The sequence below is a fragment of the Bacillus sp. PAMC26543 genome, from assembly GCF_014250375.1.
Lineage (GTDB): Bacteria > Bacillota > Bacilli > Bacillales > Bacillaceae > Bacillus > Bacillus halotolerans.
The window spans coordinates 2,036,438-2,058,296 of the sequence record NZ_CP060193.1 but is presented as its reverse complement, the minus strand read 5'-3'; the positions used below and the strand labels follow the sequence as shown (position 1 = coordinate 2,058,296).

At 40.1% G+C, this 21,859-nt stretch carries 24 protein-coding genes and 1 pseudogene; 9 read left to right on the top strand and 16 right to left on the bottom strand.

Going from position 1 to position 21,859, the window contains the following annotated elements; all coding sequences use genetic code 11:
• Positions 1-180 precede the first annotated feature (180 nt).
• The 5 genes and pseudogenes from ppsA to H7F27_RS10670 all read right to left on the bottom strand — a co-directional run bounded on the left by ppsA (position 181) and on the right by H7F27_RS10670 (position 6,612).
• A pseudogene (ppsA, locus tag H7F27_RS10690) lies at positions 181-2,785 on the bottom strand (phosphoenolpyruvate synthase).
• Positions 2,786-4,037: 1,252 nt separating this feature from the next.
• Positions 4,038-4,298, bottom strand: a complete 261-nt coding sequence (locus tag H7F27_RS20850) for a tyrosine-type recombinase/integrase (RefSeq protein WP_251191693.1) — start codon at positions 4,296-4,298, stop codon at positions 4,038-4,040.
• A 20-nt stretch (positions 4,299-4,318) separates the two neighbouring features.
• Positions 4,319-5,161 carry a site-specific integrase gene (locus tag H7F27_RS10680; protein WP_260627251.1) on the bottom strand — a complete coding sequence of 281 codons (843 nt, stop codon included), beginning with the start codon at positions 5,159-5,161 and terminating at the stop codon, positions 4,319-4,321.
• A gap of 225 nt (positions 5,162-5,386) precedes the next feature.
• On the bottom strand, positions 5,387-5,806 hold the full coding sequence (locus tag H7F27_RS10675) for a hypothetical protein (RefSeq protein ID WP_024121695.1): 420 nt from the start codon (positions 5,804-5,806) through the stop codon (positions 5,387-5,389).
• A gap of 59 nt (positions 5,807-5,865) precedes the next feature.
• A complete protein-coding gene (locus H7F27_RS10670) occupies positions 5,866-6,612 on the bottom strand; it encodes an SDR family NAD(P)-dependent oxidoreductase (protein WP_095713079.1) in 747 nt (248 codons plus the stop codon).
• Positions 6,613-6,780: 168 nt separating this feature from the next.
• Between H7F27_RS10670 and H7F27_RS10665 the strand changes: the two genes are divergently transcribed.
• Positions 6,781-7,137, top strand: a complete 357-nt coding sequence (locus H7F27_RS10665; protein ID WP_024121697.1) for a winged helix-turn-helix transcriptional regulator — start codon at positions 6,781-6,783, stop codon at positions 7,135-7,137.
• Positions 7,134-7,355 (top strand): hypothetical protein, encoded by a 222-nt coding sequence (locus tag H7F27_RS10660; RefSeq protein ID WP_180948924.1) that lies wholly within the window; start codon positions 7,134-7,136, stop codon positions 7,353-7,355. The genes H7F27_RS10665 and H7F27_RS10660 overlap by 4 nt, the downstream gene beginning before the upstream one ends.
• Before the next feature lie 522 nt (positions 7,356-7,877).
• On the opposite strand, the gene csaA is transcribed toward H7F27_RS10660, so the two are convergent.
• The 7 genes from csaA to H7F27_RS10625 form a co-directional block, all read right to left on the bottom strand.
• The gene (csaA, locus tag H7F27_RS10655) at positions 7,878-8,210 is read right to left on the bottom strand and encodes a chaperone CsaA (RefSeq protein WP_095713082.1); all 333 of its coding nucleotides are present in this window, start codon (positions 8,208-8,210) and stop codon (positions 7,878-7,880) included.
• A 62-nt stretch (positions 8,211-8,272) separates the two neighbouring features.
• Entirely contained in the window at positions 8,273-8,995 is a 723-nt protein-coding gene (locus tag H7F27_RS10650; RefSeq protein WP_101860568.1) for a helix-turn-helix domain-containing protein, read from the bottom strand.
• A complete protein-coding gene (locus H7F27_RS10645) occupies positions 8,995-9,747 on the bottom strand; it encodes a GNAT family N-acetyltransferase (protein ID WP_101860567.1) in 753 nt (250 codons plus the stop codon). The genes H7F27_RS10650 and H7F27_RS10645 overlap by 1 nt, the downstream gene beginning before the upstream one ends.
• A gap of 78 nt (positions 9,748-9,825) precedes the next feature.
• On the bottom strand, positions 9,826-10,401 hold the full coding sequence (locus tag H7F27_RS10640) for a TetR/AcrR family transcriptional regulator (RefSeq protein WP_095713085.1): 576 nt from the start codon (positions 10,399-10,401) through the stop codon (positions 9,826-9,828).
• Positions 10,402-10,403: 2 nt separating this feature from the next.
• Positions 10,404-11,108, bottom strand: a complete 705-nt coding sequence (locus tag H7F27_RS10635; RefSeq protein WP_095713086.1) for an MBL fold metallo-hydrolase — start codon at positions 11,106-11,108, stop codon at positions 10,404-10,406.
• Between the two features lie 76 nt (positions 11,109-11,184).
• Positions 11,185-11,670, bottom strand: coding sequence for a GyrI-like domain-containing protein (locus H7F27_RS10630; RefSeq protein ID WP_024121704.1), 486 nt, complete (start codon positions 11,668-11,670; stop codon positions 11,185-11,187).
• A gap of 53 nt (positions 11,671-11,723) precedes the next feature.
• Positions 11,724-12,662: a helix-turn-helix transcriptional regulator gene (locus H7F27_RS10625; RefSeq protein ID WP_185848918.1), complete on the bottom strand. Its 939-nt coding sequence runs from the start codon at positions 12,660-12,662 to the stop codon at positions 11,724-11,726.
• A gap of 206 nt (positions 12,663-12,868) precedes the next feature.
• On the opposite strand from H7F27_RS10625, the gene csk22 reads away from it, so the two are divergent.
• Positions 12,869-13,411 carry a mother cell-specific sporulation protein Csk22 gene (csk22, locus tag H7F27_RS10620; RefSeq protein ID WP_095713089.1) on the top strand — a complete coding sequence of 181 codons (543 nt, stop codon included), beginning with the start codon at positions 12,869-12,871 and terminating at the stop codon, positions 13,409-13,411.
• Between the two features lie 30 nt (positions 13,412-13,441).
• Here csk22 and czrA read toward each other — a convergent pair whose 3' ends face one another.
• Entirely contained in the window at positions 13,442-13,774 is a 333-nt protein-coding gene (czrA, locus tag H7F27_RS10615; protein ID WP_024121707.1) for a Zn(II)-responsive metalloregulatory transcriptional repressor CzrA, read from the bottom strand.
• Positions 13,775-13,965: 191 nt separating this feature from the next.
• Between czrA and H7F27_RS10610 the strand changes: the two genes are divergently transcribed.
• Positions 13,966-14,640, top strand: coding sequence for a lysozyme family protein (locus tag H7F27_RS10610; RefSeq protein ID WP_024121708.1), 675 nt, complete (start codon positions 13,966-13,968; stop codon positions 14,638-14,640).
• Between the two features lie 92 nt (positions 14,641-14,732).
• Here the strand turns inward: H7F27_RS10610 and H7F27_RS10605 are convergent, their stop codons facing one another.
• Positions 14,733-15,269, bottom strand: a complete 537-nt coding sequence (locus H7F27_RS10605) for a DUF420 domain-containing protein (protein WP_003231280.1) — start codon at positions 15,267-15,269, stop codon at positions 14,733-14,735.
• Between the two features lie 137 nt (positions 15,270-15,406).
• Positions 15,407-16,189, bottom strand: a complete 783-nt coding sequence (locus tag H7F27_RS10600; RefSeq protein WP_024121709.1) for a VLRF1 family aeRF1-type release factor — start codon at positions 16,187-16,189, stop codon at positions 15,407-15,409.
• A 170-nt stretch (positions 16,190-16,359) separates the two neighbouring features.
• On the opposite strand from H7F27_RS10600, the gene H7F27_RS10595 reads away from it, so the two are divergent.
• From H7F27_RS10595 to desR, 5 genes are all read left to right on the top strand, one after another.
• A complete protein-coding gene (locus H7F27_RS10595; protein WP_185848917.1) occupies positions 16,360-16,857 on the top strand; it encodes a hypothetical protein in 498 nt (165 codons plus the stop codon).
• 64 nt (positions 16,858-16,921) lie between these two features.
• Positions 16,922-17,899, top strand: a complete 978-nt coding sequence (locus H7F27_RS10590) for a S66 family peptidase (RefSeq protein ID WP_101860564.1) — start codon at positions 16,922-16,924, stop codon at positions 17,897-17,899.
• 157 nt (positions 17,900-18,056) lie between these two features.
• Positions 18,057-19,115: a Delta(5) desaturase DesA gene (gene desE, locus H7F27_RS10585; RefSeq protein ID WP_095713094.1), complete on the top strand. Its 1,059-nt coding sequence runs from the start codon at positions 18,057-18,059 to the stop codon at positions 19,113-19,115.
• Positions 19,116-19,234: 119 nt separating this feature from the next.
• Positions 19,235-20,347: a two-component sensor histidine kinase DesK gene (gene desK, locus H7F27_RS10580; protein ID WP_024121713.1), complete on the top strand. Its 1,113-nt coding sequence runs from the start codon at positions 19,235-19,237 to the stop codon at positions 20,345-20,347.
• A gap of 18 nt (positions 20,348-20,365) precedes the next feature.
• Positions 20,366-20,965 carry a two-component system response regulator DesR gene (desR, locus tag H7F27_RS10575; protein ID WP_010334571.1) on the top strand — a complete coding sequence of 200 codons (600 nt, stop codon included), beginning with the start codon at positions 20,366-20,368 and terminating at the stop codon, positions 20,963-20,965.
• 509 nt (positions 20,966-21,474) lie between these two features.
• Here desR and H7F27_RS20845 read toward each other — a convergent pair.
• Positions 21,475-21,852 (bottom strand): sodium:solute symporter family transporter, encoded by a 378-nt coding sequence (locus H7F27_RS20845; protein ID WP_260627360.1) that lies wholly within the window; start codon positions 21,850-21,852, stop codon positions 21,475-21,477.
• Positions 21,853-21,859: the final 7 nt, after the last annotated feature.

Sequence of the window (21,859 nt, the reverse complement as noted above, 5' to 3'; positions counted from 1 at the left end):
ATCGATTCTCTAATCTTGTCGAAGAATAGCTAAGGCCTCAATGTGTGTAGCAAGCCATCAAATATTCAACATTCACTAAGTGTCCTTATCTCTGCTCAAGAGATAAAAGAATGAACAGTATAACCGTTCTTTTATCCATTTAAGGCCGTCCATTATGACAAGATCTTAATTGATGAGCCATTACAATATGTCAATGTACCCTTCTGTTCCATTCACACGAATTCGTTCCCCGTCTTTGATTAGTCTGGTAGCATTTTCAACTCCAACAACTGCAGGTAAGCCATATTCACGCGCTATAACTGCTCCATGGGTCATCAGTCCACCAACTTCGGTGACTAGGCCTTTTATGGATACAAACAATGGTGTCCAGCTAGGATCAGTAAAGGAAGTGACTAATATATCTCCAGCTTCTAGATCAGCATCTTCCATGTTTAAGATGACACGTGCTCGCCCCTCTATAACTCCGGAGGAAACAGGTAGACCTACAATCGCTCCGGCTGGGAGATTTTCTCGTTTGTACTCGCCTGTCATGATTTCACCATCAGACGTGATAACACGTGGTGGAGATAGTTTTTCATATAATTTATACTCGTCTTTTCGTTTGCTTATGATTTGGTAATCCAGTTTATTTGTGCGTACGACTTCGTGAAGTTCTTCAAAAGTGAGATAGTATATATCTTCTTTTTCATGAATAACGCCCACTTTTGCGAGTTGTTCGGCTTCTTTCAGTAAAGCTTGCTTATAAACGAAGTAGCGATTAACCATGCCGTATTTTGGATATTCCCGATAACCGATGAAATTCCGGATTATGTCGATCATTCGTTTGGTTTCTTTGGCTTTTTGTTCACCATCCGGTAATTGCTTCAATCGATCTAATAACTCTTGTTCTTTCTTCAAAGCCTCCTGTCGCCCTTGTTCAAATTTCCGATGGCTGGCATTAGGCTCAAAGTTTTTGATATTATTAAGAATCATTGGGACAAGTGTAGTTGGTTTTTCGCTCCATCGAGTTCTTGTAATATCAATTTCTCCGGCACATCGCATTCCGTATTTGTTGAGATAAGCATAAATAGCGTCTTGGATTTTCTGTCCATTTTTAAACTCAACCAGTTCATCCAAAAAGTGATCATTTTTTACATGCTGTAAATAAGCAATTACTTCTGGATAAGGACGTATCACGTCTGCGACGTCCAATAGCGCAAGACCCATTTCTGAAGTAATATTATGAGGTACAGATTGAGAAAGCGTATCTGCTGCGTTTTTTTCGCCTAACCACTCGTTCATTTTTTCGTTAATCCATGATGTAGCATTTATAGCAGCCATAAACACAGCCGAACTTTGTGGGTCAAATAAGATCTTCTTTAATTGCTGGATATCTTCGAGAATAAAATCAAACAAATCCGATCCCGATTTCGTTTGGATGTTTTGTTTTAACTCTTCTATCGATGTTTGACTACGCTTAATCAAATCAGAAACGATTGTTGGATCGTTCTCGAATTGTACCAGCATATCTGTATTGTTACTTCGGTTGGGAATCGTTGCTGTTTTATCATTTGGTATCGACTTAATGAAATCCCGTCGGTCAATTGTTGTCATAAGTGCGTCTTTTAAGAGCGGATCGTGTTGTCCCATGCCATTTAATAAAAATTCTCTGCTGTCAGGTGATGCCAGATTATGTGTGACATCAACAAATAACCTTCCACCAGCTTTATGCATGGGTGCAGAAGTCGTCAACAGAAAAAAAGACAATCCCAGTGGTTTTATGGGATCCGTCATCATTTGTTGATGACCAACAGAGATATAGACGTGATTTTCTTGATCACTCGCTTCAGGGATAGGGGTATAAAGTTGTGATTGGACGACTCTGGACAATATAAAAAGTATCGTCAACCAAACACCATTCGATATCTTGAGGGCAACCAAAATGAGCTTCGATCTGTCTCCCGGTGCGTGCCAGTTGTAAAATTTGTTCATCAGTCAGTGTTTGAGTCTTTTGCTGATTAGGATCGATTTGCTGTGTTTCTGTTCCTCCTTCTTTTCGTCCATAGATAGCCAATTTTTTGGTTGCTATCATCTTATCGACGATTTGCTCATCCTGTACTTTATAACAATCGGCAGATACCAAGCCAGAGACCAGTGCTTCACCAAGTCCAAAACCGGCATCGATGGATAACACCTTTCTGTTGGAAGTGATTGGATCAGCGGTAAATAAAATCCCCGAAGTCTGTGGGAAAACCATCCTTTGAATGATAACGGATAAATAAACTTGGGTATGGTCGAATCCATTTTGCATGCGGTAGATTACCGCGCGATCCGTAAATAGGGAAGCCCAGCATTTGCTGATATGCAGCAAGATCGCTTCTTTGCCGATAATATTTAAATAGGTATCTTGCTGACCGGCAAAAGAAGCATGTGGTAAATCTTCAGCAGTTGCACTCGAACGCACAGCATAGGCATGTTCCTCACCAAACTGGGAGAGATAGTGAGCAACTGCTTTCACAACATCGGAAGGAATTTCTACTTCCATAATGATTTGTCGAATCTTTCTGCTGATTTTACCAATTTGATCTCGATCCTCAACTTTTAGCATGGCCAATTGATCCAACAACACTTGTAACATTTCGTTTTGTTCGACGGCTTTTTGATATCCTACTGTTGTGACACAAAATCCTTCTGGTACTTGTAGACCTTGAATTTTTGATAATTCCCCTAAATTTAACCCTTTTCCTCCAACAAGCAAATGCTGTGTTTTTTCAATTTCGTGAAAACCAAGGACCAAAGAACTCATTCTACATCTCCCCTTCAAAAATAATAATTGACAAAGAGCTTTCCAGCATGATATAATAAAAATATAAGATTGATATCTATAATTTTTTACACAGAAAGCACACGTAGTCTGATTATATCACCGTGTCTATTTTTGTGCAATATAAAAAGAACCTGGGCTATTTCAACAGGTTCTTTTTTAATTTCCCGCTATCATTAGTCACAAAAAAGTCGGAACTTTATTCTATAGAAAGAACATGAAAAGTATTCACAAGAAAAAATGACCAATAAACAAAGCAACATCCAACTTTTATTCTTGTATTGTTTCCATATTCAAATTGAATTTTTATAGACAATATATCAAAGGTTTTAATAACCGAATACAAAATAGAACCTGCATTTTGCAAGCTCCTTTCACGTTGTCAATATATTATGAATGTTTAACGACAAGGACATTTATGTATAAATATTTCCTGTAAAGTTTGCTCACTCAAGGGAGTCTTGATCATCCCCTAACGAAAGGGGGTGATGCTATGTCAATATTCCAGGCATTAATGCTAATGTCTTTCATTCGAGTCGGTTATAATCGCCCTGTTGACGTATATAAATAAAAAATAGACCTCCCTTGAGCCTCAGAACCTAAAGGGATAGGTCTACCAAGAAACCATATCGAGCAAGCCCTTTGATGGGCAGCTTTTTGTACAGAGCCGGGGTGTTGGTAGCACCCTGGCCTTTTATGTTAAAAAGAAGATTCAGAAACTAAGTCAAAAAATAAATGAAGATATCGATACTAACATTTAATGCCTATTGAGAGATCCTAGGCATTTTTTTGTGCAATAGAAAGACCCAGATCAAAAAGTCTAGGTCATACTGGTTCCTTCTATTCGCTTTGATATTTAGTACGTTTTCGTTGATTTAACTACGTTTATGACAACTCTTAAATGTATACTTCGGGTCACAGTTGGGGTCACACTCAGGCATAACATGACTTTTACTGGTTTCAAATCATCCAATTCAAACTAATCATTGTATAGTAATCTCCCCTATTTCTCTTCATTTCATATTTTCACAGCAAATTCAAACATACAATAACAAAGTACTCCTTGCATTTCCTCATCCGTCATGCTATATTCATATAGCGATGAGCTGAATTGTGTAAGCCGATGTACATGCCCTTTGCGGCACACACGAATGTGGCGTGTTAAAAGAGGTACTACAAAGCCTTACACAGCGTAGCTCATCGCTTTTTTATTTCCTTCAGATCACAGGTGAGGTCACGATTTTAACAATAAATCCATCTTATCCACTGCTTCTAATTGCATTGATGGAAGAGCGTGACTGTATGTTCCTAATGTTTGCTTAATATCTGAATGTCCTAACCTCTCTTGTACTATTTTTGGACTCACACCAATACTGATTAGATACGTAGCATGTGTGTGTCTTAATGCATGAGGTTTAATCTTTGGTAATCCTAGCTGTTTGCGTATTGAGTGAAATCCCCTTCTCCAATTACAAGGCGGCAACCAATCCCCCATTTTCGTACATACCACTAAGTCTAGATCATTGTATTTTGCTCCTGCTTCTTTCTTGTCCCTTTCAACCAACCTTTTTCACATAATGACTCAGGTATATTAACATTTCTGTATGAATTAACTGTTTTAACTTCTGGCTCTAACCCATAGTTACCTTTATCATCTACTCTGCATAGTGTTTGGCGTATTGTGATGTACCGTTTTTCCCAATTAATACTCTTCCACTCTAACCCCAGTACCTCACCCATTCTCAAACCAGTCTTAATGGATATTTCATAAGCAATGTAATGTCTTGATGGGCGTTTAAGTTTTGAAGTATCCAGGAAACGTTTTATTTCTTCAGGAGTCCAAGTCTCCACTATGCTCTTTTCTCTTGGTAAGTTCAATTCATCAAAGATGGCCATATCAATTTTTCTTCTTCGTGATGCCTTTTTGAATATACTCCTGGTTACCTGTACTGCTCTTCTTACTGTGTCAGCAGATACTTTTCGTTCAAAGTGGAGTGTATTTATGTGTTGCTGCAATACATCCTCTGTGATCTCATCGAATTTGTATACCGATAAATAAGAAAGAACATTGTATTGAAGTATCTCTCTATAGTTGTTAAATGTACTTGGTCTAAGCTTCACTCTTTTTGATTCTAACCAGGATTCAGCATACTTTCCAAATGATTCAGGTATCTCAGGTAAGTAGTTCTTTTCTTCTTCAACCTCAAGAATTACCTGTCTAAGTACCTCTTGAGCTTCTTTATAAGTCTTAATCCCTTTTCTTTTACGCTGAATTCTCTTTTTTGTTATTGGATGCGTTCCACCTGAATAAACAAAATAGTATGTTCCTGATTTTTCATCTTTTTTAACTTTTGTCATTCTGCTCACCTTTTTAAGTGAACACAAGGGAAAACGTACTAAAGACAATTATAATGACATGCTTATAAGAAGTCACACAATATATAGAGTGGACAGCAGCACACTAGGTTCGGAAGAATGTTCCGAACCTTTAACGCCCCTCTCTTCCCTTGTGATAACAAGAATACCCATCCATATTTTAACACACTGCATAAAAAAGACCCCCAGCTAAAGGGAGTCTAGTTTTTAATAAACTTCATCTAAAAGTTTCTCGCTTAAATCCTTAAATTTACCTTCATCTTTTAGAGCATTAAGAAGCGCTATCACTTTCTTTTCTTTAATTCCAAGAACTTTAGATAAGATATCACGCACTTCTGCAAAGTCAGGGACTTTCTCATTATGTAACTCTTGACTTGAAATGCCTTCAACCTCTTTTCGATACTGTTCTGGTGGCTGAGGACTATTTAGAACACGATCATTTAAGACTGATAAGATATATTCCAATTCTCTTCTTTTCTCACTATAAATATTATGTTGAATTAACCAATTGGAATAAGGGTATCTTGGATCATTCAGTTTTGCATTACTAAGCTTTAAGATTTGCCATTTAAGCTCTTCAATTTCTTGTTCAAGAAGTTCAACCTTTTCTTCTAATTGATTAGTCATTTATAGCCCTCCTGGGAATTATAGAAGTATCCAAAGTACCCCTTCTCTGCGCAGTGAAATTATACCTGTGCTAGCCCGCCATCTACGAACAATTCAACACCCGTCAAGTAACTGCTTTCGTCTGAAGCAAGGAAAGATACAGCGTTTGCTACTTCTTCAGGTGTCCCAACTTTTCCAGTTGGAACAGTATTTCTGGTATTTTCCATTGCTCCTTCAAGTGCATCACCAAAAAGCTCATCGTATGCAGGTGTAAGAATAACTCCTGGACTAACCACATTTACACGGATTTCAGTACCTTTTAGGTCAAGAATCCAGTTGCGAACTAGTGCTCTTAATGCTGCTTTAGATGCTCCATATACACTAAACGCTGGGTTGCCAATTGATCCAGCAGTAGAGCCCGTTACAATAATAGAACCTACTTTGTCCGGGAATAGTGATAACGCTTTTTGAACAGTAAAGATGGTTCCTTTAACGTTAATGTCGAACGTTCTATCAACCTGCTCTTCAGTAATTTCACCTAATGGAAGGAAGTTTCCGGTGCCTGCATTAGCAAAAAGAATGTCCAACTTACCTTTTTCCTGCTTTATAATGTCATATAGTTTGTCTAAGTCTTCAAGCTTAGAAATATCACCTTGAACACCGGTTACGTTCTTGCCAATTTGGTTAACAGCTTTATCAAGTTCGTTTTGTCTACGTCCCATGATATAAACATATGCACCTTCGTTTACAAATTTTTGTGCTGTAGCTAGACCAATCCCACTTGTTCCACCCGTTACAAGCGCTATTTCACCTTCAAATTTACCCATACTTAACACTCCTTTAGAATTAATTTTATTTTATGTCTAGTACCTTTAAGTACTTGAAGAACAACTTACAAGATATAGTATCCTTCAGTAAGCACATTATCGGAAGTACCCACTTTTTTGTGATATAGTAACTAAAAAGTAATAAATGTTGAATGGAGAGCTTTAGACATGAAAAAATTTAGCTGTGGGTTTGAAGTGACAAAGGAAGTTATTGGCGGAAAATGGAAAGGCCTTGTATTATACTTTTTAATGAATGGACCAAAGAGAACGAGTGAATTAAAGCGCATTATCCCAAATATAACTCAGAAAATGCTGATTCAAACACTTAGAGAGCTTGAAGCCAGTGGACTTGTGAGCAGAAAGATGTATAATCAAGTACCCCCGAAGGTTGAATATTCATCCACTGAACTTGGAGAATCTCTTAAACCTATCTTGCAGGAGCTCTGTCAATGGGGAGGCCATTATGCGGAGCAAGAGTATGCAGAAGGTGAATATGAAATTGTACAACCAGAACAACTAAAGTGAGGATTGATGTAGCTGCTGAAGTAAATGCTAAACAACTTCAGTACCATCACCTGACAGATGAAGAACAGTCAGAAATAAATGAGATATTCAATTATGAAAGTGAAGTTCTAATAAGAAGTATCATGGACTATATTCAGGAGAACTTTGATGAAATTCAAAAAAGAGCTGTTTCAAATGTTAAAAAGAAGGTTCAGAAACTTAGCCAAAAAAATAAATGAAGATATTGATAATAATATTTAATGCCTATCTAGAGATAATAGGCATTTTTTTGTGCATAAAAAAGACCTGAATTAAAAATCCAGGTCACATTACTCCCCTGTATTCACCTTATTATTTAGTATGTTTTTATTGATTTAACAGCATTTATTCACATCCACAAAACGGTGTTTCAGGTCATAATCAGGTCACAGTACGGGTCACAGTTAAGTCAATTTTCTGAGTTTGGACAATAAAACACCAGCTTAATATCGTCATACAATTTAACAATATTACGATTGAATTTTGTGTTTTCGCTTACTTTCGACAACATCATACAAAATAAGACAAGTTTTATTACGTTTTCAATTACAATAACAAAGTACTCCTTGCATTTCCTCACCCGCCATGCTATATTCATATAGCGATGAGCTGAATTGTGTAAGCCGATGTACATGCCCTTTGCGGCACACACGAATGTGGCGTGTGGTGCATCGCCTCAATACGCAAAGACGTTTGCCTCTTAGGCAAACGTCTTTTTTGTGTTATCCGATTTTTGTTCCGTTTGGTAATGGCTGTTCAGGCTGAAGCAGGACGACATCGCCTTGGCCGGGAATGCCGCCGAGGACTAAGACTTCGGATTTAAAACCTGCGATTCGGCGCGGCGGGAAGTTCACGACAGCGATAATTTGTGTGCTGGTCAGTTCTTCTGGGCAATAGCGCTTTGTGATTTGCGCGCTTGATTGTTTAATGCCGATATCTTCTCCAAAATCAATGAACAATTTAATCGCCGGGACTCTTGCTTCAGGGAACTCTTCCGCTTTAATAATGGTGCCAGTTCTGATATCCAGTTTTTCAAAATCTTCAATTACAGCCATCATTATATCTCCTTTTTCTTACTATTTTAAAAGAGACACCTGCTAAATGTTTAACCAAAAGCTCATATTTTTTTATCCGAATGAAAGGTGTTCCGGTATATTCGGGGTGATACACCTGTACTTTTTGCAAACCATCTTGTAAAAGAAGAAAGGTTTTGAAAGCCGAGCGCTTGACTCACGACAGTCAGCGCAACATTTTTCTCAATCAGCATCCGTTTCGCTTCCTCAAGACGGAGGTCAGCTATATAGGCTTTAGGGGACTTACCGGTCTGTTTCTTAAACCAGCTTGAATAGTAAGCTGGGTGATAATGTTCAATTTTCGCCAGCTTTTGTATTGTCAGCGGCTCAGACAAATGACTATGGATGTATGCGATTGACGCATGAGTATGGGTTTGCAGTTTTTCTTTTATGTATTGAACAAGCAAATGGAGCGTGTGCGCTGAGCGTGTGTTTGCTTCCTCTATTAATAAGTGCCTGATCGAAGACCAAAAAGGATCGATTGCAGCTTCAATCCCTGCGGCTGCATGATGCTCCTCAATTTTCATCGCCTGAAGCGGCACATCCAGCACAAGACATTCATTTCTGCCAATAGAGCGGAACCGATGCTCGCACTCTGGCGGAATATATAAAAATTGATCCGGCTTTAATTTGACCTGCCGATCCTCTGTTTCAAGATCGATATTCCCTTCAAGGGGAAAAAGAAATTGGCTGTATGCGTGCTTATGTGAGGAATAAAGGCGTGTATATGTCCGTTTTTCACAGATAATCTCTTGAAGCGAATTCATCAGCCATCCTCCTTTTTGATCCGGTAATGGTGTTCCGATATAGGCAAGAACCCGATTTTTTCATACAAAGAAACGGCGGCTGAGTTTTCTTTCATCACTTGCAAGTACATATACTTGGCTCCATTGTTCATTGACCATTCAGTCAGAGCCCTGATGACTTGGGTCCCTGCCCCTTTCCCTCTATGTTCCTTTGCTACTACAACGTTGCTGAGTCCGCCATAGCCATCGATAACGGAAGCCGTGCCCACTGCTGTCAGGCTGCCTTGGTCATACATAGTGAAAAAGGTTTTACACGGCTGCATTCGTTTGAAAATGCTTGCATAGCCGCAATGCCGTTCGGCTGAAAATTCTTCCAATCGGATAAAATCATCAATCCATGAAGACGATGACTCCTGCTCCCACTTATATGTAAATCGGCTGTTGTCAAAAGTACGATCTAAAATATCGCAGCATGTTGCTGTCATTTGAAAACATTCATCAATCTTTTCATATCCGCTGTCTGCCAGAGCATCATCCAGTCCTTCCGGAGATGCGTCACTGATTTGAACACAAACGGGCAGGCCTAAACTTTTATAGAAATGCTCGATCTCTTTTTGGTAATCTCCTTCTGGCATGTCCGCCGATGTCCATACGCTGTTCGCCCGTTTGGTTACGCCAAAATTCGCTCTAAGAAGCCATTTCCCCATTCTTTTTTGAATATAAGACGGCCATGATGCTGCCGCTAATTGCTCAATTTTGTAAAAATCATGCATCGCCTCTTGCCTCTCCCTTATATATACTGCATGATATATTATACAATATTCAGAAATATAAGACATATATTATTTAGTTTACATAATACTTTTATTGTTTGTTGACAGACCCGATAGAAATAATCGAATTGAAAATGCTAAGCTGTCTGAAATATCTTCCTTTAATTCAAACGCTTCTTTTCCGATTAAAGTTGCGAATCCGTGCAGTAAGCTTCGTAGCCCTCTTGTTGCATGGATTACAGTCTGTTCGTTTGCATAACCGCTGTCAATTAGCAGTTTCGTGACAAGCCGGACAATCTGGTTTGACAGGCTTTCAGCTCTTTCATCTTGAATTTTAAGCAAAGTCGCTTCATAATAACCCGGATTTTCAACTGCAAACCCAACATATGCATCGCCTAAAGATAGCAAGGCGGACTCCCCCTTCTGTTCTTTGACGGAATCAGCCATCTGATCAAAAAGCCTTGTCAAACCGCTAACGGCAAGCTCTGTTCTGATTCCCTGCAGCCCGCTTATGTGATTATACAGAGACGGGGGCCGTACATTCATTTTTTTAGAGAGTGCGGCTAGTGTCACGCCGTTTATTCCTTCCTGATCAGCAATCTCTGCCGCCGCCTCTATAATCATCTTTTGATGTAATCCTGCTCTCGGTGACATGGTCAGACCCCCTTCTTTGCTTTTTGAATTGCTAATTTCATCAATTGTTCTGGTGAAGCAAGGAAATTCCCATGTCCGACCGCGAGACAGCTCGGCGCCTTGTCAACAAGCCATTCCGCGCTTCTTACAGCAGCCTCCTTATTCCAAGTGGCGAAGGCAGGAAAAGGAAATGTCCATCTCATCTGGCCGGAGACAGCTATTCCCCCGCGTAGTTGAAATGCATCCCCAGCTATTACAATTCCGTTTCTTGTGTCCAGAAACGACATGCTTCCCGGGGTATGACCTGGGGTTGAAATCGCAAGGAGAGAACCAATTGTTTCGCCCCCCGCCAGCAAAACGTCAGGCTTTGTTTTGATATTTTTTGGAATTCCTCCTTTTATAGGCGTCTGCGGTTCCTCTTTCCGCAAAGAAACATCACCTTTTAACAAAAATGAATCACGCTCGGATATGACAACCTTTGCATGAGGAAAGGCTTGGGACAGTGCATCCAGCGAACCGACATGATCACCGTGCGCATGAGTCAGTAAAATGTGTTGTAACGGTTTTCCCAGCTGATTCACTGCTTGGATAATCCCTTTATAGCTGTTCGGAAGACCAGTATCAACTAAGGTTACTTCATTTTCTTCCTCTACAAGATAACAATTGACCGGAAATAATGTCGGATAAAACGTCAGCTGCCGCACAGTTTGATTCTGAATCATTCTCATATGATAACTCCTCCTGAATAAAAAACTAATGGTGTTAGTTTTATTATTAACTAATACCATTAGTTTTTCAAGAGTGTTATACCAAGTTTATGGCGACAAATATTTTAACCTGCGCCCGCTGCGGTGAAAGCGCACTTTGATCATACTGCTCAAAGTCTCCTGAAAACGTACGCAAATGGCGCTTATCCCAAGACCAGATTTCCTTCCATGTGTCGAGTACAATGTCTTCAATAGGACCGATTCTTGAAGTGAAAACAGCATAAGCGGAAGCCGGTAAATATATATCCTCATAAGGTTCCGGAAGCATGTCGCTATGCTCGGTAAAAGCGCCGACAGAAAATGTGTAAAACCCATTCTCCTGCTGTTCGTAATGAGAGTATAAAGCGATAATGCTCTGATCCTTTTTATTAGGCGGGAGTAACATGCTCGTATCCTGCTGCCAAAATCGATTCCATAAGAGCGGGATTTGTCTTTTTTCCGTCATTTCCAATGCATTGCTTGTTCTCTGTGACAGCCCTGAAAAGCGCTTTTGTTCTAAATGTGTCATATGTGAATAGCTCATATGATACCTCCTTTTTACCTAGATTATAAAAGAAGAAACCTGACAGCATTGTGTCAGGTTTCATATATTTTTTGCATATGAAAAATCGTATCTTTTACCTTTTCCCGGATATGAAGGGGTTCCAGGACCTCAATATCCTTGCCAAATTGCAGCAAGAAACCGATCAGCCATTGATCCTCAGGCAGAGATATCACCGCTCGGCAGGCTTTATTTTCATCCAATTGAAGGACATCATTTCCAAACCATTCAATTATACGCTGATGCGCACCGGGCTGGACAAGAATGACCAGTTCAGTTAAACGATCCTTTCGATACCAATTCGCATCCCAAGGCAGAGTCTCCAGCTGAATGTCTTTTCTCTTAAATGATTGATGTAAAACAGTCAGATCTTTCATCCGGCTTAATTTAAAAAAGCGGAAATCGTTTCTAACCAGACAGTAGGCGTATAAATACCAGCGGCCTGTCTTGCACACCAATGTGTAAGGCTCTGTTTCACGGAGAAGTGTTTCCCCGTTTGCATTTGTATATGTAAATGATATGGTTGACGACCGATCGATTGCATCACTGATGTTTTCTCGAAGCGCCTTTTGGTCCTCTGTTTGTCCCCATGCCGTCATGTCAATAAACCATTTTTCCGTTTCTCGCTTAAATGCCTCTGCGGCCTGGTCAGGTATGAGATGTTTTATTTTTTGATAAGCCGCGCTGTGAGAAGCGGGTTCATACATCGATGAGACGCTCTGCAAAGCGGAAGCAATAGCAAATAGCTCCTCTTCTTTCAGCCACTCTCTTTCAAGCCGATACGTTTCCATCACACTGATCCCGCCCCCGGCGCCTTGTGAGGTTACAATCGGAATACCCGCTCTGCTGATCGTATCAATATCTCGGTAAACCGTTCTGACTGATACTTCAAACAAATCAGCTAGCTCAGCAGCCTGCACTTGTTTTTTGCTGATTAATAACATCACCATCGCTAACATACGTTCCAGTTTCATTTTTCGCACCTTGTCTCCTGCTTTTATTTTCCAATATTATCATACCATTTTATGAGGCTTGGGCATATCTATTATGCAGCCTAAAGGCATCGTGCATATGTTATGAAAACAGGGGCCTCCCCTTCTTTTTTTATGGGCATTGTTTATTTAGACTACTATTTCAAAACGGATAAGCATACACTTCTCAACGGAGGGGATATCACATCATGCATCTTACACTTCAAAGCGTTTATCCTGTCGTGATTATCGTCTTTTTTCTGTATAAAAAAATCAAGCGATCCATCGGATATCAGCCGCTGAAGCCTCGCTGGCTTTTTACTCGTATGATTCTTTTTTCAATGTTTGCATTCGGTCTCACCATCTTCAGTCTCATTCATCCTTTTTTATACGGATATTTCATTATCGGCATTCTCGGCGGATGTCTGCTGGTTTTTTTCGCCAGGAAAAATCTCTCCTTTGAAAAACGCAGAGGAAAAATTTATTTTCGGACTCATATTTGGGTAGAGCTTATTCTGCTAACCCTATTTCTATCGAGATTTCTTTATCGTGTAACAGAGCTGTACCTTGCCGCGCCTGATTTACACAGCCTGGGATCTTACAGCCAATCTATCGGTACTGATCCTTTCACGATTGGCGTCTGTTTTCTGATCGCCGTCTATTATATCGGTTTTTCCTCTATTGTAATCAAAATCAGCAGAAACGGACTGGAACAAAATGGGCACAGTAAAGAAAAAGACATCCTTGCTTAACCGCGACATGCGGCAGCAAGGATGTCTTTTTTAATCGTGTCTTGTATGATGGATCATTTGCTGAAGCACATCTAAAACATGCTCATCCTCGGGAGAATAGTAGATTGATGTTCCTTCTCTGCGCGATTTCACAAGCCGGAGATTTTTTAAAAACCTGAGCTGATGGGATACTGTTGATTGCAGTAAATTCAGTTTCTCCGCGATTCCGTTCACAGCATGTTCACCCTGAGAAAGCAAATGGAGAATTCTGATTCTCGTAGGATCAGAAAGCGCTTTGAAGGTTTGTGCGACTAGAAATAAAGTTTCTTCGTCCAAATCGGTCACCGTTTCATTCGCACGGTCCGTTTCTCGAAATTCAGTCATGTGTCTCACCTTTCTTATTTCATAGTTTTATCTTATAACAAATGACCTTTCATGCAAACCTGTCTCTTCTTGTTCCAATTTAATCTCATAGTTTAAATTTATGTTTCAAATCAGGTTTTCACTTGGTCTGGTATACGTTCTATGTCATAATGAAAAAGTCATACTGCTGCAAACATTGAGGGTGAAACACAGTGAAGAAAAAGAGAAAAGGCTGTTTCGCTGCTGCGGGTTTTATGATGATTTCTGTCTTTGTCATGGCCTCTTTTTTATTGGTCCTGCTTTTGTTCAACCGCGATTTAATCAAAAAACTTCCGATTGACACGAAAACAATTGTCCTCGAACGTTTAACTGATTATAAACCGCTGGTTGAGGACGAGCTTGAAAATCGGGGACTCTCCAATTACACATCGCTGATACTCGGCATGATGTATCAGGAGTCAAAAGGAAAAGGCAATGATCCGATGCAGTCCTCTGAATCTCTAGGGTTAAAGCGTAATGAGATAACAGACCCTCAACTCAGTATTAAACAAGGCATCAAGCAATTTACCCTCATGTACAAAACCGGTAAAGAAAAAGGTGTGGATTTGGATACGATTATTCAAAGCTACAACATGGGGGCAGGTTATATTGATTTTGTAGCTGAACATGGAGGAACGCATACTGAGGAATTGGCAAAACAATACTCCGAGCAGCAAGTCGAAAAAAATCCCGGGCTTTATACTTGCGGAGGAAATGAAAACAATTTCCGTTATCCGTATTGCTACGGTGATTACACGTACGCGGAAAAAGTAAAAGAAAAAACGAAAACTGTTGAAAAATCTTTACAAGTTGCAACACTTGAAACCATGGAATCAACGGCTCATTAAAGGAGCCTGTCAATTTACTGACAAAGCCCAAAACGATATTTGGGCTTTTGTTATGTTTACAAACCTCAAAAAAGCCATACAAAGTATGGCTTTTAATAATACGGTGATATCATCAAGTATACAATAACGCCTGTAAGGCTGACATACAGCCAAAGCGGCATTGTCCATCTGGCAATTTTTTTATGGCGCTCAACCTGCATGCTGAAGCCTCTGATCAGCGTAAACAGCGCAAGCGGCACGATGATTGCAGAAAGGCAGATATGCGTAATTAAAATAAAGAAGTAAATCGGACGCATAATACCTTCTCCGCCATACAGCGTATTCTCCGCAATCGAATGGTATGTGACATAGCAAATCAAAAACAATAATGTTGTCGTAAAAGCAGCTAAGATAAAGCGTTTATGCGCCTTAATGTTTTTTTGTTTAATCATAATCAGTGCCGCCAACAAGAAGATAAACGTAAAGCTGTTGAATATCGCATTCAGCATTGGCAAAATGTGAATATTCGCATGGCTGAACTGATCTAATTTGGGCATAAAAAACAGCACTGCGATTAAACCGTTAATCAGAACTGTCAGTGTTAGGACAATTCCAGTATAATTTTTCGGTTTATTTTCTGTTTGATTCATTTGGTGACCTCTCCTAATTTGTACTGGCTATCCAAATCGTATGCAAATTCAACGGAGATGTCAACGTTTTCGATGGCTTCGTCAGAAATTAGACACACTTCAGAAGGCCGGCGCTTTAATAGCACCAGCCTTTTGGTTTATGCCTCTTGCATTAAATGGTCAACAACCTTATGTTCATTTTCATTCAGCAAATTCTTTTGGATTTTCGAATGAACGGGTTTGTTCATATGCTGATCGAGGATGTCAGCCGTTTCTTTATCACCGGCAATGATCATCCGCTCCCATTTTTTTGCCGCGGCCTTTTGGTCGAGGTTGGCCGCCAGCCGCTTGTACAGTCTCGTTTGATTCTCCGTTACATGATTCTTCAGCTGTTCCTCTTCTAATGAAGCCGATGTGGTTTTAGAAGACTGGCTGCTCTCCCATGATTCATTGATTACGTCATATTCATAATGTTCCACCGCTTCAATTTTGCCTAAAACGGTTTCTATAATTTTCACTTCATTTTGCTGCGTTAAAATAAAAGCCGTGCTTGGATACGTTTTGCGCAAATTCTCCAGCTGATCAAGTACAGCTGTCTCTTCCCAGTAAAATTTTGTTTCAACAGGAATTTGAAGCTTGATCGCTTCCCATATACCGCTATTCGAAACAAAAAACACGAGGCTGCGCGGCATGTTTTTTCCTATTCCGTTAAGGTGCTGATAGATTTTGTCCGTGATTGCATTCAGACACTTTTCTTCCTCCGGGTCACTTGCTGCCAGATATTCTTTTAATCTGCCGAACCCCGACTTAAGGGCAATTTTCCATTCTCCCCCTTGCTGCTCTGGATCCCTCATATCTGTGTTGAGATATAATGAGAGAATTTTGTCCGGGGATTCCAATTGGACATAACGCAATTTCTTAATCAATGAATCAATCGGCATTCATATTCCTCCTTTTGCAACGGGTTACTTTTCTTTTTCCTCTCTTAAAACCAATCAAACCTTCCTTGCACTAAATTCTAGCAATTATGGATTTATCATTTACAAACGCCTCTTCTATCTACTACAATTGGTTACTGTGTTTCTAACTATTTTTTGAAAGGGGTTTGATTTTGATTACCACTAAGGAAAAAAACCGCCAAGAGCTTGAAGAAGAGCTGAATCATTTAGAATTTCAAATTTATCGCATGCAGGAAAATATAAAGGATCTATCGAAAGATGCCAGAGTGCTTGGTATTGATCAATCGAAAGATGAAGATTGGATGATTGTTTCCTCGATTGATGATGGCCAAACATGCAAAATTATGCTCACAGATTGTGAAACAGCTTATAGAGGGAAAAGCTGCTTTTCACTTGTAGCATCCTATCAGGACGATGCCATTCATATTGGGGATATTAAAGGGCCTCCGAATTACGGCTTCGGTTCTATTTGTATGAAATATTTAAAAGATATTGCCAGAGACTGCAATATCCCGCAAGTTACCGGCGACATAGCCAAACGGGATTGGAATCATGTGGACAGACTCATTCATTTTTATGAAAAGCATCAATTTGAAGTATCCATTGACTACGATACACAATCAGGAAGCATTAAATGGACGGATTTCTAAAAAAGTCTGGAAGAATATGCCGAGATATGCTGTAATGGTGTAAAACTGTTTAGGAGGACCTGAAGTGTTTGCACCCAAACTGAAACCGGGAGACGAAATTCGAATCGTGTCTCCCGCCACCAGCATGTCCGTATTAACAAATGAAGCAAAGTTGCACGCAAAAACGACATTAGAACGATTGGGTTTTCGGGTGACCATTGCTGAACACGCAGAGGAGTTAAACGAATTCCAGTCATCCTCTATCGAATCAAGAGTAAGTGATCTGCACAGCGCCTTTTTTGATCCCGAAGTCAAAGCTATTTTAACAACACTCGGCGGATTCAACAGCAATCAGCTGCTGCGTTATCTTGATTACGAGAAAATCAAACAGAATCCAAAAATTCTTTGCGGCTATTCCGATATTACGGCTCTCGCCAATGCCATTTATCAAAAAACCGGTCTCGTTACATATTCAGGCCCCCACTTTTCTACGTTTGCAATGAAAAAAGGATTGGACTATATAAAAGATTATTTTCTGGCTTGCTGCGCTTCGGATGAAGCCTTTGAAATCCTGCCATCACAAGAGTGGAGTGATGACCAATGGTTTTCAGATCAAGAAAACAGGCACTTTTATCCCCATTCCGGTCCTATTGTGATCCAGGATGGCTATGCTGAAGGCACATTGATTGGCGGCAACCTGTGTACACTTAATTTGCTGCAGGGAACGGAGTATTTTCCGGAAACAGAAAATACAATTTTACTGATTGAGGATGATTATATGTCAGACGCAAACATGTTTGACCGCGATTTACAATCGCTCATCCACCTCCCTTCTTTTTCAAATGTAAAGGGGATATTGATCGGCAGGTTCCAAAAAGCATCAAACGTATCAATAGATCATGTAAAAGCGATAGTTGGTACAAAAAAAGAATTATCCGGCCTCCCCGTCATCGCAAACATAAATGCCGGGCACACCTCTCCAATTGCCACGTTCCCTATTGGGGGAACATGCAGGCTTGAAGCTGTTTCGGGTACATCACGAATATGGATCGACAAACATTAAACAGCTTGTAAAATCATTTTACAAGCTGTTTTCACATCTGCACGTCATCTCAGTCCACATGACAAATGTCATATATGATGTATGATGTGTGCTACTACAAAGACATCCTTCTCTTTCGTATACTTAAGCGAGACACACAATGAGAGGATCCTTTACTATGACTGAACCAACCCTTAAACACAAACAAAAACTGCTGACAAAGCAAGTCGCTGCTTTTGCTCAGCCCGAAACAAAAAACAGTCTGATTCAGCTTTTAAACACGTTTATCCCTTTCTTCGGACTTTGGTTTCTTGCTTATTTCAGCCTCAATGTCTCCTATCTTCTTACTTTAGCATTAACAGTGGTTGCCTCAGGGTTTTTGACAAGAATTTTCATTATCTTTCATGACTGCTGCCATCAATCATTTTTCAAACAAAAGCGCTATAACCATATTCTCGGTTTTCTGACAGGTGTTCTGACTTTATTCCCTTACCTTCAATGGCAGCACAGCCATTCGATTCATCACGCGACCAGCAGCAATCTGGATAAACGCGGAACAGGCGACATTTGGCTGTTAACGGTAAACGAATATAAAGCCGCACCTAGACGCACAAAACTTGCATACAGACTTTATAGAAATCCGTTTATCATGTTTATTCTCGGACCAATTTATGTTTTTCTGATCACCAACCGTTTTAACAAAAAAGGTGCAAGACGTAAGGAGCGTATGAACACGTACCTTACAAACCTGGCAATTGTGTCATTGGCTGCTGTTTGCTGTCTCATCTTTGGCTGGCAATCGTTTTTGCTCGTGCAAGGCCCTATCTTTCTGATCTCAGGTTCAATCGGCGTGTGGCTGTTTTATGTACAGCATACATTTGAAGACTCTTATTTTGAAGCAGATGAAAACTGGAGCTACGTTCAGGCCGCTGTGGAAGGCAGTTCATTTTATAAACTCCCGAAACTGCTTCAATGGCTGACAGGCAATATCGGTTACCACCACGTTCACCATTTGAGCCCAAAGGTGCCGAACTATAAGCTTGAAGTTGCTCATGAACATCACGAACCATTAAAAAACGTACCGACAATCACCTTAAAAACAAGCCTGCAATCACTCGCATTCCGTCTTTGGGATGAAGACAAAAAACAATTTGTGTCATTTCGGGATATCAAACAAATATCTTTCCGCCTTCCGCCTGATTCAACAGAAAAACAGAAGCTGCGGGAGAACGCCTGACAATTAGGAGGTCTTCTTATACAACAAGAAGACTTCCTTTTTATTGTTCGGTGGTGCAATCTGGCTTTTACAATGGTAAAGTTACATTTAAGATGAAAAGCTGAAAATGAGGTTATATCATGATCAAAAAGCATTTTACATTTCAAAAACTAAGCGGGATCACGCCTTATATATGGACGATATTTTTCATCCTGCCCTTCTACTTTATATTTAAATCATCTTCTACATTTGTTATTATCGTCGGAATTATTTTGACGCTTTTATTTTTTTCGGTTTATCGATTTGCTTTTGTCTCAAAAGGCTGGGCCATTTATTTGTGGGCGTTTCTGCTAATCGGCATTTCAACCGCCTCCATTACGCTGTTCAGTTATATTTATTTTGCTTTTTTTATTGCGTATTTTATTGGAAACATAAAAGAACGCGTCCCTTTCCACATTTTATATTACGTACATTTAATAAGCGCAGCTGTCGCAGCGAATTTCAGTCTTGTGTTAAAAAAAGAATTCTTTCTGACACAAATTCCTTTTGTAGTCATTACCCTCATCAGTGCAATTTTATTGCCGTTCAGTGTCAGAAGCCGCAAGGAGCGCGAACGGCTGGAAGAAAAACTTGAATTTGCAAATGAACGGATTGCCGATTTGGTAAAATTAGAAGAAAGGCAGCGGATTGCCCGCGATCTCCACGATACGCTTGGTCAAAAGCTTTCTCTTATCGGTTTAAAAAGCGATTTGGCGAGAAAATTAATATACAAAGATCCCGAACAAGCAGCGCGTGAGCTGAAAAGCGTTCAGCAAACAGCGAGAACTTCTTTAAATGAAGTAAGAAAAATCGTATCCTCTATGAAAGGCATCCGGCTCAAGGATGAAATCATAAATATCAAACAAATTCTCGAAGCTGCTGACATTACATTTATCTACGAAGTTGAGAAATTGCCCGAAAATATCTCATTGCTTAATGAAAATATTTTGAGCATGTGCTTAAAGGAAGCTGTCACAAATGTTGTGAAACACAGTCAGGCTAAAACATGCCGAGTTGATATTCAGGAGCTCTGGAAGGAAGTTGTTATTACAGTGTCTGACGATGGAACATTTCAAGGAAGAGACACGTGCTTTTCAAAAGGACATGGCTTACTCGGTATGAGAGAGCGTCTTGAATTTGCAAACGGGAGCCTTCACATCGACACCAAAAACGGAACCAAGCTTACCATGACGATTCCTAATAACTCAAAATAAACAAAAAGGATGGCTTACATGATTAGTATATTTATTGCGGAAGATCAGCAGATGCTGCTGGGCGCTTTAGGATCACTATTGAACTTAGAAGACGATATGAAAGTTGTCGGCAAAGGAACAACCGGACAGGATGCTGTCGAATTTGCAAAAAAACATCAGCCCGATGTATGCATTATGGACATTGAAATGCCCGGAAAGACAGGCCTTGAAGCTGCTGAGGAGTTAAAGGATACAGGCTGCAAAATTATTATCTTAACCACTTTTGCCCGCCCCGGCTACTTTCAGAGAGCCATTAAAGCCGGTGTTAAAGGCTATTTGTTGAAGGACAGTCCGAGTGAAGAGCTCGCGAGCGCCATCCGAAGCGTCATGAACGGAAAGCGTATCTACGCACCTGAGCTGATGGAGGATATGTATAGCGAGGCCAACCCTCTCACAGATAGAGAAAAAGAAGTGCTCGAACTTGTGGCTGACGGAAAAAACACAAAAGAAATCGCCCAAGAACTCAGCATTAAAAGCGGGACGGTGCGAAATTATATCTCTATGATTCTGGAAAAGCTTGAAGTGAAAAACCGTATAGAAGCCATTACGCGCTCAAAGGAAAAAGGCTGGTTTAAGTAAAAGAGGATCTTGGCATATGTCCAAGATCCTCTTTTGTTCATCTGCTACTCCCCACGCTGAAACAGGAGATATGTTGCCGCTCCAAGAATGAAAATAACACATCACATGACGCCAGCTTGACGTGCTTCCATGGTGTAATATCAACCTGCGGGTCATAATCAGGCTTGTATTCATTTTGCGCGGACGCAGCTTTCCTACAAGAAGCACAACTGCAACTGAAAAAGAAAGAGAAAGAGAACGGCCAGGATATACAGAAAATGAATATGAGTAAATAGACTTTTGATAAACCGCAGCAAATGCCGGTACTTTTTTCGTAAAGAAGCCACGGGGACATTAAAGAACCTGATCACCTACCTCTTGAAGATTGTATACTGGAAGGCATATCACACGAATCTTTCATAGACAGAAGAAAAGAGGAGTAAACACATGATCTACTCCTCTAATTAGTTTCTTGCCTCTTCACTTCTTCATAGTCTGGTGTTTTCTTTGATAAACCAAGGCGTCTGGTGCTATGACATAGATACAATCCCGAGGACTGCAACAAAAATGCGCCCTGATTTGACAATTTCACCTTTACCATCATCTAGCTTGAACATTGGCTTGTATATATTTAATGTAAACAAGGTAACTGTACTGTTTAAAGCCCCACTGAAAGAGCTTAAAATCGCCCTGAATAAAATAGCGGCAAAAACACCAGTAAGTGACGCTGGCGATAAGTCGATGATCAATCGAGGGTATACACTGTCAGCATTTCTATTCCGAAGCCATACAAATGAAAAGGCAGTCACTCCCGGAACTACTATATAATACACTCCGATCAGTTTAAAAGCCCCCTTCTGGCCTTCATCTGAATGTTTAGCGCCTAACGCACGCTGAACAAATTGCATGGTTCAT